Annotated in this window: 14 protein-coding genes; 8 read left to right on the top strand and 6 right to left on the bottom strand. The window is 64.1% G+C overall.

Annotated features, from left to right (window positions below):
* Nucleotides 1–162: 162 nt before the first annotated feature.
* Both ACZ9GA_RS24355 and sfsA read left to right on the top strand, forming a co-directional pair.
* A complete protein-coding gene (locus tag ACZ9GA_RS24355; RefSeq protein WP_457360223.1) occupies nt 163–1,335 on the top strand; it encodes a pyridoxal phosphate-dependent aminotransferase in 1,173 nt (390 codons plus the stop codon).
* Entirely contained in the window at nt 1,335–2,042 is a 708-nt protein-coding gene (gene sfsA, locus ACZ9GA_RS24350) for a DNA/RNA nuclease SfsA (protein WP_457360225.1), read from the top strand. The genes ACZ9GA_RS24355 and sfsA overlap by 1 nt, the downstream gene beginning before the upstream one ends.
* Before the next feature lie 121 nt (nt 2,043–2,163).
* Here sfsA and ACZ9GA_RS24345 read toward each other — a convergent pair whose 3' ends face one another.
* On the bottom strand, nt 2,164–2,481 hold the full coding sequence (locus ACZ9GA_RS24345; RefSeq protein WP_457360227.1) for a Rieske (2Fe-2S) protein: 318 nt from the start codon (nt 2,479–2,481) through the stop codon (nt 2,164–2,166).
* Nucleotides 2,482–2,639: 158 nt separating this feature from the next.
* Between ACZ9GA_RS24345 and ACZ9GA_RS24340 the strand changes: the two genes are divergently transcribed.
* The 3 genes from ACZ9GA_RS24340 to ACZ9GA_RS24330 are packed head-to-tail and all read left to right on the top strand — an operon-like array spanning nt 2,640 to nt 5,325.
* Entirely contained in the window at nt 2,640–3,524 is an 885-nt protein-coding gene (locus ACZ9GA_RS24340) for a heme/hemin ABC transporter substrate-binding protein (RefSeq protein WP_457360229.1), read from the top strand.
* Between the two features lie 50 nt (nt 3,525–3,574).
* On the top strand, nt 3,575–4,558 hold the full coding sequence (locus ACZ9GA_RS24335; protein ID WP_457363656.1) for a FecCD family ABC transporter permease: 984 nt from the start codon (nt 3,575–3,577) through the stop codon (nt 4,556–4,558).
* Entirely contained in the window at nt 4,558–5,325 is a 768-nt protein-coding gene (locus tag ACZ9GA_RS24330; RefSeq protein WP_476226994.1) for a heme ABC transporter ATP-binding protein, read from the top strand. Before ACZ9GA_RS24335 ends, ACZ9GA_RS24330 begins: the two co-directional genes overlap by 1 nt.
* 285 nt (nt 5,326–5,610) lie before the next feature.
* On the opposite strand, the gene ACZ9GA_RS24325 is transcribed toward ACZ9GA_RS24330, so the two are convergent.
* From ACZ9GA_RS24325 to ACZ9GA_RS24310, 4 genes are all read right to left on the bottom strand, one after another.
* Nucleotides 5,611–6,402 (bottom strand): Crp/Fnr family transcriptional regulator, encoded by a 792-nt coding sequence (locus ACZ9GA_RS24325; protein ID WP_457360231.1) that lies wholly within the window; start codon nt 6,400–6,402, stop codon nt 5,611–5,613.
* Nucleotides 6,403–6,444: 42 nt separating this feature from the next.
* Complete coding sequence (locus ACZ9GA_RS24320; protein WP_008375598.1) at nt 6,445–6,717, bottom strand: TfoX/Sxy family protein; 273 nt, start codon at nt 6,715–6,717, stop codon at nt 6,445–6,447.
* Nucleotides 6,718–6,889: 172 nt separating this feature from the next.
* On the bottom strand, nt 6,890–7,234 hold the full coding sequence (locus ACZ9GA_RS24315; RefSeq protein ID WP_027981904.1) for a pentapeptide repeat-containing protein: 345 nt from the start codon (nt 7,232–7,234) through the stop codon (nt 6,890–6,892).
* Nucleotides 7,235–7,420: 186 nt separating this feature from the next.
* On the bottom strand, nt 7,421–8,977 hold the full coding sequence (locus ACZ9GA_RS24310; RefSeq protein ID WP_457360233.1) for a bifunctional aminoglycoside phosphotransferase/ATP-binding protein: 1,557 nt from the start codon (nt 8,975–8,977) through the stop codon (nt 7,421–7,423).
* 139 nt (nt 8,978–9,116) lie between these two features.
* Here ACZ9GA_RS24310 and mrcB point away from each other — a divergent pair, with 139 nt between their 5' ends.
* The 3 genes from mrcB to ACZ9GA_RS24295 are packed head-to-tail and all read left to right on the top strand — an operon-like array spanning nt 9,117 to nt 12,542.
* Complete coding sequence (gene mrcB, locus ACZ9GA_RS24305) at nt 9,117–11,435, top strand: penicillin-binding protein 1B (RefSeq protein WP_457360235.1); 2,319 nt, start codon at nt 9,117–9,119, stop codon at nt 11,433–11,435.
* Nucleotides 11,436–11,466: 31 nt separating this feature from the next.
* On the top strand, nt 11,467–12,210 hold the full coding sequence (locus ACZ9GA_RS24300) for a tetratricopeptide repeat protein (RefSeq protein ID WP_457360236.1): 744 nt from the start codon (nt 11,467–11,469) through the stop codon (nt 12,208–12,210).
* A gap of 2 nt (nt 12,211–12,212) precedes the next feature.
* On the top strand, nt 12,213–12,542 hold the full coding sequence (locus ACZ9GA_RS24295) for a YqcC family protein (RefSeq protein ID WP_457360238.1): 330 nt from the start codon (nt 12,213–12,215) through the stop codon (nt 12,540–12,542).
* Between the two features lie 134 nt (nt 12,543–12,676).
* On the opposite strand, the gene ACZ9GA_RS24290 is transcribed toward ACZ9GA_RS24295, so the two are convergent.
* A complete protein-coding gene (locus ACZ9GA_RS24290; protein WP_457360240.1) occupies nt 12,677–13,111 on the bottom strand; it encodes a DUF4124 domain-containing protein in 435 nt (144 codons plus the stop codon).
* Between the last annotated feature and the right edge of the window lie 257 nt (nt 13,112–13,368).

The following is a 13,368-nucleotide window of genomic DNA, read 5'->3' as shown; positions in this document are numbered from 1 at the left end:
GACTGCAAGCCGGCGAACTTAGCAGATCAATCCGGACGGCGCCACTCCCGGTTGTCGAGCCTGTCGCAGATGACGTCAAAGCATATGGACCGGCCGTTTCGCGACACGTTCGACTGGCGTGTCCGGTAGAATCGTCATTTTACACCCTTTTAAGGAAGGTCAATGGCCCAGCCCTACAGTGCGCGCAGCCGCGCCATCGAACCCTTTCACGTCATGGCGCTGCTGGCGCGGGCCAATGAATTGCAGGCGGCGGGCCATGACGTCATCCACCTGGAAATCGGCGAGCCGGACTTCACCACCGCCGAGCCGATCATCAAGGCCGGCCAGGCCGCCCTGGCCAACGGGCAAACCCGTTACACCGCGGCCCGCGGCCTGCCAGCGCTGCGCGAGGCCATTGCCGGTTTCTACGACCAGCGCTACGGCGTGTCGGTGGACCCCCAGCGTATTCTGATTACCCCCGGTGGCTCCGGTGCGCTGTTGCTGGCCAGCAGCCTGCTGGTGGACCCGGGCAAGCACTGGCTGCTGGCCGACCCCGGCTACCCGTGCAACCGCCATTTCCTGCGCTTGGTCGAAGGCGCGGCGCAACTGGTGCCGGTTGGCCCCGAGGTGCGCTACCAACTGACGGCAGACCTGGTGGCCCGCCATTGGGACAGCGATAGCGTCGGCGCCTTGGTGGCGTCGCCGGCCAACCCCACCGGCACGCTGCTGAGCCGGGACGAACTGGCCGAGCTGTCGCAGGCCATCAAGGCACGCAATGGCCACCTGGTCGTGGACGAGATTTACCACGGCCTGACCTACGGCACTGATGCGGCCAGCGTGCTGGAAGTGGACCAGCAAGCCTTCGTCCTGAATAGTTTTTCCAAATATTTCGGCATGACCGGTTGGCGCCTTGGCTGGCTGGTAGCACCGCCTGAAGCAGTGCCTGAGCTGGAGAAGCTGGCGCAGAATCTCTACATCAGCGCCCCGAGCATGGCCCAGCATGCCGCCCTGGCTTGCTTCCAGCCCGAAACGCTGGAGATTCTGGAGCAACGCCGCGCCGAATTCGGCCGCCGTCGTGACTACCTGCTGCCGGCCCTGCGCGAACTGGGCTTCGGTATTGCGGTGGAGCCCGAAGGGGCGTTCTACCTGTACGCCGATATCAGCGCGTTCGGCGGTGATGCCTTCGCGTTCTGCCAGCACTTCCTCGAAACCGAGCACATTGCCTTTACCCCGGGCCTGGACTTCGGCCGCCATCAGGCGGGCCACCATGTGCGGTTCGCCTACACCCAGAGCCTGCCGCGCCTGGAGCAGGCCGTGGAGCGCATCGCCCGTGGCCTGCGGAGCTGGAAAGGCTGATGGAATTCAATCCCCCGTTGCAAGAAGGTCGTCTGCTGCGTCGCTACAAGCGTTTCCTGGCCGACATCCGCACCCTGGACGGCGAAGAGCTGACCATCCATTGCCCCAACACCGGCTCGATGTTCAATTGCATGGTGGAGGGCGGCCAGGTGTGGTTCAGCCGCTCCAACGACCCCAAGCGCAAGCTGCCCGGCACCTGGGAAATCAGCGAAACGCCCCAGGGGCGGCTGGCATGCGTCAACACCGCGCGGGCCAACCGGCTGGTGGAAGAGGCGTTGAACGCCGGTGTGATCACCGAACTGGCCGGCTTTACTGCCCTGAAGCGTGAGGTGGCCTATGGCGAGGAAGGCAGCCGCGTCGATTTTTGTCTGCAATACCCCGAAGGCCCGGCCTACGTGGAGGTCAAGAGCGTGACCCTGGGCTACGACGGCACCGCCGTGGCGGCGTTCCCTGACGCCGTGACCCAGCGCGGCGCCAAGCACCTGCGCGAACTGGCGACGTTGGCGCGCAATGGCGTGCGGGCGGTGCAGTTGTATTGCGTGAACCTCACCGGTATCGAGGCCGTGCGGCCGGCCGGGGAGATCGATGCCGCGTATGCCGAGGCGTTGAAGGTGGCGGTGGAGGCGGGTGTGGAGGTGTTGGCGTATGGGGTGCATCTGGACAGCGAGCGGGTGTACGTGAACCGCCGCCTGAACGTGATTCTGTAACCGTCTTTCTTTTGTGGGAGCGGGCTCTGCCCGCGAAAAGAGCGCCTCGGTGTGTCAGAGGTTGCTCGCAGTAGCTTTCGCGGGCAGAGCCCGCTCCCACGAGATTAATTTTTGCCAGGGGTCACACCTCGACCCAAATCCCCTTGTCATCCTCGCGGCAGTCGAAATTCTCCAATTCCTTACCCTCGCAAGGCCCTGCCACGCACTCCCCCGAGTCCATCAGGAACAGCGCCCCATGGCTGGCGCAGCGGATCATGGTGGCGCTGTCGTCCAGAAACACGTCGGTTTCCCACTGCAATGCCGTGCCCCGATGCGGGCAGCGGTTGCGGTAGGCATACACCCGTCCTTCGCGGCGCACGATAAAAAGCTTGATGCCCTCACACTCAAAACCACGGCTTTGTGCTTCGCTCAAAGCGCTGCTTTCACACAGCCACTGCATGCTGACCTCTATGTGTTACCTGATGATACAAGGGTTGGCTTGACGTCCAAATGCAAATAATTATCAAATGGAATGTCGAGTTGCCGTTCGGGCGCGCATTCAACGGGATATCGTCGAGCGCCGCAACCCTTGCCATTTATTGATCAGAGGATTACCAGATGCGCTTGAGCGCCAAGGTCATCGGTTTCACCGCCACCCTGTTGCTGCACCCCTGGGCCATGGCCGCCGAAGCACTGCCCCAGCACTGGGCCAGCGCCGGCGGCAGCTTGACCGAGTGGGTGGTGGCCATGGGCGGGGAGAGCAAGCTGGTGGGCGTTGACACCACTAGCCAGCACCCGGACAGCGTCAAGGCGCTGAAAAGCATCGGCTATCAGCGTGCGCTGTCGTCCGAGGGCATCCTCAGCCTCACGCCGCGCCCCGATATTCTCATTGGCACCGAGGAAATGGGACCACCGCCGGTCCTGGAGCAGATCCGCAGCGCCGGCCTGAAAGTGGAAATGTTCGACAGCAAGGCGGACCTGCCGACCCTGCAAGCCACTTTGCTGCACTTGGGCCGCCTGTTGGGCGACGAAGCCCATGCCGGCAAGCTGTTCGATGATTACCGTCAGCAATTGGCCAACCATCAGGAGTGGGTCAAGCAGGCCGAAGCCAAACAGCCGGCACCGGGGGTTATCCTGATGCTCGGGCACATGGGCGCCAAGCCGCTGGTGGCAGGGCCCGACACCGTCGCGGGCTGGCTGATTACCCAGGCAGGGGGCCGTAACCTGGCCACGCAGCCGGGTTACAAGAACTTCTCCACCGAAGTGCTGGCGGCCCTGGACCCGCAGGTGATCGTGTTCGCCGATCGCTCACTCAGTGGTGAGGCGGCCATCGCCGCGCTGCTCAAGGACAACCCGGCGCTGGCCACCACCCAGGCGGTGAAGAACAAGCGCATCGTGCAGCTTGACCCGACCCTGCTGGTGGGTGGCCTGGGCCCGCGTCTGCCGGCCAGCCTGAACGGCTTGTCGCAGGCGTTCTTCCCTGATGCCAAGCCTGCACCATGAGGCCAGTGCTGGCGCCGCGCACGCTGTTCGTTGCCCTGGGGCTGTTGTGCCTGCTGGCCTGTTGGCTGTCGCTGGCGCTGGGGCCTGTAAGCTTGCCGCTGCTGGACACCGTGCGGGCCTGCCTGCATCTGCTCGGGGTGCCGATGCAGGGGCAAGGGCTGGAACAGGCGGAAATGATCGTCGGCCAGATCCGTCTGCCGCGCACGCTGCTGGGCCTGACCGCCGGTGCGGTACTGGCGCTGGCGGGCGTGGCCATGCAGGGGTTGTTTCGCAACCCGCTAGCCGATCCCGGCTTGGTCGGTGTGTCCAGCGGGGCGGCGTTGGGGGCGGCCATTGCCATTGTCGGGGGCAGCTGGTTGGGTGGCTTGCCGCCGATGCTGGAGCCTTACCTGCTGTCGATCTGCGCGTTCCTGGGCGGGCTGGGCGTGACCGCGTTGGTCTATCGCCTGGGGCGCAAGGACGGCCAGACCAGCGTGGCGGTGATGCTGCTGGCCGGCGTCGCCCTGACAGCGCTGGCCGGCGCAGCAGTGGGGCTGTTCACCTACCTGGCCGATGACGCCACCCTGCGTACCCTGACGTTCTGGAACCTGGGCAGCCTCAATGGCGCCAGCTATCAGCGCTTGTGGCCGCTGTTGCTGATTGCCACCGGGGTATCGCTGTGGCTGCCACGCCGGGCCAAGGCGCTGAATGCGCTGTTGCTGGGTGAATCGGAAGCACGACACCTGGGCATCGATGTGGAGCGCCTCAAGCGTGAACTGGTGTTCTGCGCCGCGCTGGGCGTGGGCGCGGCGGTGGCCGCTGCGGGGCTGATCGGCTTTATCGGCCTGGTGGTGCCGCACCTGGTGCGTCAGGTATCGGGGCCTGATCATCGCGTTCTGCTCCCAGCTTCGCTGTTGGCCGGGGCGAGCCTGCTGCTGTTTGCCGATTTGATTGCGCGCATGGCCCTGGCGCCGGCTGAATTGCCGATTGGCATCGTCACGGCGTTCCTGGGCGCGCCGTTCTTTCTTTTTCTGTTGGTGCGGGGGCGTCCCTGATGGTGCGTGTGGATAACCTGAGCGTGCTGCGCGGTCAGGACGTGGTGCTGGAGGACATCAGCCTGGCGTTGCAGCCGGGTGAAGTGCTGGGCGTGCTGGGGCCCAATGGTGCCGGCAAAAGCACCTTGCTGGGGGCGTTGTGCGGCGAACTGGCGGTGAAGCAAGGTCAGGTATGGCTGCATGACCGGCTGCTGGCCGAATGGACCGGGCCGGAGCGGGCGCGACGGTTGGCGGTATTGCCGCAGGTGTCGACGCTGGGGTTTGCCTTCCGGGTCGAAGAAGTGGTGGGCATGGGCAGGCTGCCCCACGACAGCGGTTTGGCACGTGATGGCGAGATCATCGAGGCCGCTTTGCAGGCTGCCGATGCACTGCACCTGTGCGGCCGCAGCTACCTGGCACTGTCGGGTGGCGAGCGGCAGCGCGTGCACCTGGCGCGGGTGCTGGCGCAGCTATGGCCGGGGGAGCCGGGCACCACGTTGTTGCTGGACGAGCCCACCTCTGCCCTCGACCCCTTGCATCAGCACGTCACCCTTCAGGCGGTGCGGGCGTTTGCCGACCGCGGTGCAGCGGTGCTGGTGATTCTGCATGACCTGAACCTGGCGGCGCGGTATTGCGACCGGATTCTGTTGTTGCAGCAGGGTAGGGCGGTGGCGCTGGATACGCCTGGCAAGGTGTTGCAGCCCGATGTGCTGCAGGCAGTGTTCGGGTTGGAAGTGCTGGTGCAGGCCCACCCGGAGCGGGGGCACCCACTGATCATCGCCCGGTGATGCTGTAGCCGCTGCCGTCAGGCTGCGCTGGCCCCTGAGTACACCCGGCAAACCCCAGCGTATAGGAGGGCCAGCGCAGCCTGGCGGCAGCGGCTACGGATCGCGAGGCAAATCGCAGGCAAAAAAAGACCCGGCAAAAAGCCGGGTCAATAACCGTGATTAGCCTGATGAGGAGATAATCTGAGAGTCCGAACCAAGGTCTTTCAAATCATCACTGGCCTCGCGACCAGATGTGATAATCATAACAATTCTCATTTAGAAGTCAACAGGCCGTTCCAATCTTTTTCACGGGCTGTCGATCAGCCGTGTCACCTGCTTGTTCAATGCCTCGATGCGTCGCGCCATGCTCTCGATCAAGCTATGAGCAATGCGCGGGTTGGTCTGGGTCAGGCTGAGGAACTGCTCCTTGGGGATGATCATCAGCGTGGTGGGCTGGCTGGCGATCACGGTGGCGCTGCGCCTCTCGTGGGTGAAGATGGCCATGGCGCCGAAAATCTCGTCCTTGGGCACATCGCCCACCTTGTGCCCGTCCACAAACGCCTCGGCGTGGCCGTCGATGATCACGAACACGTGGTCGGCCTCATCGCCCTGATTGATCAGTACCGCCCCGGCCGCCACGTGCTGGAAGCCGTTGCTGGCGCGGTACTCGGGCTGCTTGAGGCGGGTGATGGCATCGCACAGCAGGGTGGTCTGCCCGGTCAGGTACTCGATCAGCAGTTCCTGGGTGCTTGGGGTGGCGTTAATGTGCGCCAGTACTTCGCTGCGCAGGTAGGGCACCAGGCGCAGCAGGCCGTCGGTGCTGTACTGATAGGCCAGGTCGTCGCGGTTCTGGTACAGGCCCAGCAGGTCGCCGTCCTGCAGGTAGAACAGCGGGCGCTGGCTGATGCAGGCCTTGATCAGGCCGCTGTCGATCAGGTACAGGTGGCTGTCGACCAGCAAGGGCGACAGGTCAGCCCCCGGTTCCAGCTCCAGGGCCGGGCCATGCGGCGCCACGCCCAGCAGCAGTTGCGAAGCAATCCCCTGCAGGCGATTGACCCACGCATCGGCGTACGCCGGCTGCTCTCCAAATAGATACATTGCGCGATTCCCTCGACAGTCGAGCCTGACGCGCGGGCGCGGTCAGTTTTTACGACGAGACGATATCGCGTCGAGTTGCTGATTCAAAGCCTCTTTGCGCTCGGCGGGGATGTCATTCCAGTGCACATCCAGCAGCGCGCCCTCGATGGCATACAGCAACACCTTGGAGGCGCGGAAACCTCGGGTCTTGACCGCGCGGTAGGCGTCCACCGCGCCCAGGCGGCGCAAGTCCGAGGCGCTGTGGATGCCGACGGCGTGCAGCCATTGGGCTGAGGTCTTGCCCAGGTTTTTCAAATGCTGAAGCTCATCGTTCATCAAGCCTCCTTGCGTCAGCGGAACGGGTCGGGGCGCAATTGCTGGCCATTATGAAAAGGGAGTGTAGCGGCAGATTGGAAATGCGCTCAGGCACGCTTTTCTGCGGATATCAGCAGCTTGCAGGCGTCAGCGATCCGGCACGCAGGGCGCCGGACGGCCGCGGGGGGAGGTTTCAGCGGGTGCGGTAGCGCAGGCGGGTGCCGAAATTGACCGACATCAGGATTTCGTCGGCGCTCAATTCCACCGGGAAGTAGGCACCGGAGATTTGCGCATGGGCCAGGCTGGCGCCTTCCATGCAGCTGTGGCGCAGGTCCAGGCCGCGCAGGTCGGCGGTACGGAAATAGGCGTCGGTGAAGTCAATGCCGCGGGCGTCGAGTTCGCGCAGGTCCAGGCCGCGAAAGTCACCGCCACGGAAATCGACCTTGCCCTCAGGCGGGCGTTGTTCATTGAAACCGCGAACGTTTTCGTGGTGCACGAGGGCGTAGAGGGGCGAGTCGAGCTGCTTGGGCTGGCTCATGGCGACTTCCTGTTGGAATTATTGACGCCATTACAATGACATCATTCGCTGGGCCAGACTGTCGACTGCTTCACGGCTGGAGAAAATATCTTGTGGGACCGGGCGAAGCTCGGGAAGCGGCCAGCACGGTCATCGAGTCGTCCGCTTCCCGAGCTTCGCCCGGTCCCACAAAGATAGGTGCCGCTTTTACAGCCCCGGCAAACGCTGACGAATCTGCTCTACCAGCTTGTCCAGGCTGCCGCTTTCATTGGTTTCCACGCGCTTGCTCAGCGCCTGTTCCTCGGCAGTCAACGGCTCACGGCTGGCCTGCTGGGCCTTGATCACTTCCAGGGTGGCGTCGGAAGGGTCGTTCTGCTCGGCCTGACGCTGTTGCAACCACGCTTCCAGCACCGCCTGCGGTGCGTTGCAGTCCAGGATCAGGAATGGCACGCCGGTAGTCTCGGCAATGGCCGCAGCCTGCTGGCGCTGGTCGTGCTTGAGGTAGGTGGCGTCGATCACCACCGGGAACCCGGCGCGCAGGATGCCATCGGCGACCTGGTGCAGATGCTGGTAGGTAGTGACGCTGGCCTCGTTGCTGTAAATGCCGCTTTGCAGCAGGTTGTCGCCCTGCTGCTCACCGAACAGGCGCTTGCGCTCCACGTCCGAGCGCAGGCGGATGGCGCCCAGGGCTTCGACCAGGCGCATGGCCACGTAGCTCTTGCCCACCGCCGACACGCCGCTGGTCACGGCCAGGAAGCGCGACGGGATGGCGCTGTAGCTTTCCGCCAGGTTGGCGTACTTGCGGTACTGCTTGAAGGTGGTGGCGCGCTGCACGGCGTCCGACTCGGGCGTCAGGCCGAACAGGGCGACCTTGGCGCGCACCAGGGCGCGGTAGGCCTTGTAGAAGTTCAGCAGGTCCAGGCCGCGGTAGTCGCCGGTCAGCTCCAGGTACTGGCTGATGAAGCGGCGGGCCAGGCATTTCAGGCCGCGGTCTTCCAGGTCCATGGCCAGGAAGCCGATATCGGCGTACACGTCGGTGAAGCGGAACGGTTCGTTGAACTCGATGCAGTCGAAAATCACTACCTCACCGTCGATCAGCGTGGCGTTGCCCAGGTGGATGTCACCGTGGCATTCGCGGATCGAACCGCCAGCCTTGCGCTCTTGCAACAGCGGCTTCAGGCGCTCGAAGCTGGCCTGGGCCCAGCCTTGCAGAGCGTCGAGTTGTTGCAGGTCGGCCGCATCCTTGAGGAACGGGCGGATCTGGTCGAAGTTCTGCTGCACCGGGGCCATCACCGCTTCCGGGGTGCCGGCTTCGTTGTCGGCCGGCACCACCGGGGCGCTGAGGTGGAATTCGGCGATCTGGCGGGCCATGGAGTCGATGTGCGTGCTGGTCAGCTCGCCATTGGCCTGCAGGGTGCTGAGCAGGTTGCTCTGCGGGAACTGGCGCACTTGCAGGGCGTACTCGATGGCCGGGCCGTCGCCACCCAGCACGGGGGCCTCGGCGGTGCCGGTGATGGGCAGCACTTGCAGGTACAGGTCGTTGGTCAGGCGCTGGTTCAGGCGCAGCTCTTCATGGCAGAAGTGCGCGCGCGATTCCAGGCTGGAGAAGTCCAGGAAGCCGAAATTCATCGGTTTCTTGATCTTGTACACGTAGGGACCGGTGAGCAGCACCCAGGAAATGTGCGTCTCGATGACCTGGAAGCCCTCGACGGGGTGAGGGTAAAGGGCCGGGTTCTGCAGGGCGGCGATAAGGGCTTGGCTCACGGGCGGTCCTTCAAGAGTTGAAAATTCAAGGCCCGCATTATGGCCGCTGGTGGGCCCTGTGCAAACCTTTCATGGGCGCTTGTCGTCGTACGGCCGGGACGTCTGCCCAGCGGGAATAAAGTGCGTATAATCCGCCGCCATGACTCGATCCCGATCCCCCCGCACCCCTAAAAAACGCGCCTCCGGCGGCCTTCGTACCTGGCTTGGCTGGGGCCTTAAGCTGGGCCTGGTAGGCCTGGTGATACTGGCTGGCTTCGCCGTGTACCTGGATGCCATCGTGCAGGAGAAGTTCTCCGGCAAGCGCTGGACCATCCCGGCCAAGGTGTATGCCCGGCCGCTGGAGATGTTCGTCGGCCAGAAGCTGAGCGAAACCGACTTCCTCACCGAACTCGACGCCTTGGGCTACCGCCGCAGCGCCGCCCTGGACGGCCCCGGCACCGCCGTGGTCAAGGGCACCTCGGTAAGCCTCAATACCCGTGGCTTCCAGTTCTATGAAGGGCTGGAGAAAGCCCAGCCGGTGCAAGTGCGCTTCAACGGCGACTACGTGGCCGAGCTCAGCAGCCTGGACGGCGCCAAGCTGCCGGTGGTGCGCCTGGAGCCGCTGCTGATCGGTGGCCTGTACCCTAAAAATCTTGAAGACCGCATCCTGATCAAGCTCGATCAGGTGCCGCCGTACCTGCTCGATACCCTGGTCACGGTGGAAGACCGCGACTTCTATCACCACTTCGGCGTGTCGCCCAAGTCCATCGCCCGCGCCATCTGGGTCAACACCTCGGCCGGTCAGATGCGCCAGGGCGGCAGTACCCTGACCCAGCAGTTGGTGAAGAACTTCTACCTGACCAACGAACGCAGCCTGAGCCGCAAGCTCACCGAAGCGATGATGGCGGTGCTGCTGGAGGTTCACTACAGCAAGCAGGAGATCCTGGAGGCGTACCTCAACGAGGTGTTCATCGGTCAGGACGGCCAGCGTGCGGTGCACGGCTTCGGCCTGGCCAGCCAGTTCTTCTTCAGCCAGCCATTGTCCGAGCTCAAGCTGCACCAGGTGGCGTTGCTGGTGGGCATGGTCAAGGGGCCGTCCTACTACAACCCGCGTCGTTACCCGGACCGTGCGCTGGAGCGCCGTAACCTGGTGCTCGACCTGCTGGCGCAGCAGGGCGTGGCCACCCAGGCGCAAGTGGATGCGGCGAAGAAAATGCCGTTGGGCGTGAGCAAGCAGGGCAGCCTGGCGGACAGCTCGTTCCCCGGTTTCCTGGACCTGGTGAAGCGTCAGTTGCGTGAAGACTACCGCGACGAGGACTTGACTGAAGAAGGCCTGCGGATCTTCACCAGTTTCGACCCGATCCTGCAGCAAAAGGCTGAAGCGTCGGTGACCGACACCTTCAAGCGCCTGGGCAACCGCAAGGGCGTGGACGACGTGGAAGCCGCCATGGTGGTCACCAACCCGGAAAGCGGGGAAGTGCAGGCCCTGGTCGGCAGCCGCGTGCCGGGCTTCGCCGGTTTCAACCGTGCCCTGGACGCCGTGCGCCCGATCGGCTCGCTGGTCAAGCCGTCGATCTACCTGACGGCGCTGGAGAAACCCAGCCAGTACACCCTGACCAGCTGGGTCAAGGATGAGCCATTCGAAGTGAAGGGCGCTGACGGCCAGATCTGGCGGCCGAAGAACTACGAAGGCAACTCCAACGGCACCATCTTCCTGTACCAGGGCCTGGCGCACTCGCTGAACTTGTCCACAGCGCGCCTTGGCCTGGACCTGGGCGTGCCCAACGTGTTCAAGACCATTTCCAAGCTGGGCGTGGACGTGGACTGGCCGACCTACCCGTCGATGCTGCTGGGCGCCGGGGGCATGTCGCCGATTCAGGTGGCCACCATGTACCAGACCATCGCCAACGGCGGTTTCAATACGCCGATGCGCGGCATTCGCAGTGTGCTGACCGCCGATGGCGAGCCACTCAAGCGTTACCCGTTCCAGGTGCAGCAGCGCTTCGACCCGGGCTCCATCTACCTGATCCAGAACGCCATGCAGCGCGTGATGCGCGAAGGTACCGGCCGCTCGGTGTACAACGTACTGCCCAGCTCGCTGAACCTGGCGGGCAAGACCGGTACCAGTAACGACTCGCGCGACAGCTGGTTCGCCGGCTTCAGCCAGGACGTGCTGGCCGTGGTGTGGATTGGCCGTGACGACAACGGCAAGACACCCTTCACCGGTGCCACCGGTGCGTTGCAGGTGTGGACCAGTTTCATGAAGAAGGCTGACCCGTTGCCGCTGGACACCCCGGTGCCGGACAACGTGGTACAGGCCTGGATCGACCCGCACAGCGGCCAGGGCTCGGACGCCAACTGCCCTGGCGCCGTGCAGATGCCGTATATTCGTGGTAGCGAACCCGCCGCAGGCCCCGCCTGTGGTAGCCAGGCACCGGCCGATTCCGTGATGGATTGGGTCAAGGGCTGGCTGAACTGATCTTGGTCGAGCCAAGCAAAGAGGAATCGAAGTGAACAAGTGGTGGTTTCCTGCTGTAACGGCCCTGGCGCTGCTCAATGGCTGCGCCACGGTGCCGCAAGGTTCAATCCCGGTGGTGGACTCGGGCAGTGCCGTGTCCAACAGCGAGCGCGTGTCTGCCGGCAACCGTGGCTACGCCTCGGTACAGCGCCAGGCGCCGCGCGCGGTGTCGGAAGATTCGGGTGTGGTGGTGATGCCTCAGGGCAATTCCGCGCCCATGACCTTCGCTGCGCCGCAAAACGCGCCGATCAGCACCGGGCCAATCACCCCGGGTGCCTACACCCCGCCGCCAGCGGCTGCCCAGCCGTATAACAGCGCGCCGGTCACCAGCAATTACTCGATGCCGTCGAGCAACAGTGCGCCTACCGGCATCCCGCGTGGCAACACCGGTGGCGGCCTGGCCGCTGACGAACAGCTGGACGGCCCGGTGCTGGCGCTGTTGACCACCGCCCAGCAGCAACAGGGCGGTGGCGACCTCAACGGCGCCTCGTCGAGCCTGGAGCGTGCCCAGCGCATTGCCCCGCGTGAGCCGCAGGTGCTGTACCGTCTGGCCCAGGTGCGCCTGTCCCAGGGCGACGCCCCGCAGGCCGAGCAACTGGCCCGTCGTGCCTTGACCTATGCCAACGGCCGCCCTGACCTGCAGGCCAGCCTGTGGAACACCATCGCTCAATCCCGCGAGAAGCAGGGTGACAGCGCCGGTGCCAACCTGGCTCGCCAGAAAGCCTCGGGGAATTGATGATGGACGCACGTTTTCCGCAGATCGCCGACCATTTGCTGCTGATCGAGCGTGAGCTGCGGGTGCAGGGGTGGTGGTGCGAAGCGCTGCCGACGGCTGAACAGTTGTCCAGCCAGGAGCCTTTCAGCGTCGACGTCCTCGACTTTTCCCAGTGGCTGCAGTGGATCTTCCTGCCGCGCATGAAGCAGATCCTGGAGCAGGACCTGCCCTTGCCCAATGCGTCGGGGATTCTGGCCATGGCCGAGATGGTGTATGCCGATCAGGCCGAGAAAAGCCGTGGGATTCGGGTGTTGTTGCATGAGTTTGATGAGTTGATTGCCCAGCACAGCTGAGTGTGCTCTGGAAATCTGCTGGGGGGCTATGGCCAGCGCAGCCTAGCGGCAGCGGCTACAGCGCGTTGTAGCCGCTGCCGCCAGGCTGCGCTGGCTTTTATGCCCGCCGAAAGTCTTCAGTGAGGCGCAATGCCTCATTGGCAATTCTCCGCCAATTGCTTCTGCACCAGCGCAATTTTCCCCTGGCGTTCCTCCTCCGTCAGCGGCTTCAGCTCCCCGCCAATCTCCTGGCGAATCCTCGGATTGCCCTGCAACTGCGCCAGATTGTTACGACTGGTGTCGCAGAATTGCGCCATTTGATCATTCTGGTCCTGTACCTGCTGCTGCACCTGCTGGTCTGCCGCGCGCTGCGCTGCCTGGGCCTGGGCCGGGTCGCGTGCCCTGGGTGCGGCGGGCGGCGGGGGCGCCACCGGTCTGGCCGCGTCCACCGCGGTTGCGTTCTGCCCGGTCGGCGGCTGGGCGTCGAAGTGGGTCACGCCCTGGCTGTCGACCCATTTGTAGATCTGGGCGGCGAAGCCCGCAGGGCTCGCCAGCACCAGCGCAATTGCAGGGATGAGGATCGCTCGCATGCTAATTCCTTGATCATTAACGCAATCATGAAACTACCTGAGACGCTTCTGAGCAAATGTTTTCTGCATCTGGCGAAAAAATTAGCACGCATTAAATTGCAACAGATGGCTTGACTTGAGCGTCGCGAATCACAACAATCGTAAGTCCGCTGTATAGGGACTGCCAGAAGCAGACCTTACCAGCAGATCATGAGGCGCACACCCGCGCCGACCCGCAACACCCGCAACGCGTTACCTCGCGCTGGGTGGGAAACCCC

The sequence above is a fragment of the Pseudomonas sp. TE3644 genome (assembly GCF_056278815.1).
Note: the sequence above shows the minus strand (reverse complement) of the source record. Positions and strands in the feature narration are given on the sequence as shown.

Coding starts and splice junctions, on each gene's coding strand:
- ACZ9GA_RS24295 (WP_457360238.1), top strand. CDS start 12,213: ATGGACGCACGTTTTCCGCAGATCGCCGACCATTTGCTGCTGATCGAG.
- ACZ9GA_RS24325 (WP_457360231.1), bottom strand. CDS start 6,402: ATGTATCTATTTGGAGAGCAGCCGGCGTACGCCGATGCGTGGGTCAAT.
- ACZ9GA_RS24355 (WP_457360223.1), top strand. CDS start 163: ATGGCCCAGCCCTACAGTGCGCGCAGCCGCGCCATCGAACCCTTTCAC.
- ACZ9GA_RS24315 (WP_027981904.1), bottom strand. CDS start 7,234: ATGAGCCAGCCCAAGCAGCTCGACTCGCCCCTCTACGCCCTCGTGCAC.
- ACZ9GA_RS24340 (WP_457360229.1), top strand. CDS start 2,640: ATGCGCTTGAGCGCCAAGGTCATCGGTTTCACCGCCACCCTGTTGCTG.
- sfsA (WP_457360225.1), top strand. CDS start 1,335: ATGGAATTCAATCCCCCGTTGCAAGAAGGTCGTCTGCTGCGTCGCTAC.
- ACZ9GA_RS24320 (WP_008375598.1), bottom strand. CDS start 6,717: ATGAACGATGAGCTTCAGCATTTGAAAAACCTGGGCAAGACCTCAGCC.
- ACZ9GA_RS24330 (WP_476226994.1), top strand. CDS start 4,558: ATGGTGCGTGTGGATAACCTGAGCGTGCTGCGCGGTCAGGACGTGGTG.
- ACZ9GA_RS24290 (WP_457360240.1), bottom strand. CDS start 13,111: ATGCGAGCGATCCTCATCCCTGCAATTGCGCTGGTGCTGGCGAGCCCT.
- mrcB (WP_457360235.1), top strand. CDS start 9,117: ATGACTCGATCCCGATCCCCCCGCACCCCTAAAAAACGCGCCTCCGGC.
- ACZ9GA_RS24345 (WP_457360227.1), bottom strand. CDS start 2,481: ATGCAGTGGCTGTGTGAAAGCAGCGCTTTGAGCGAAGCACAAAGCCGT.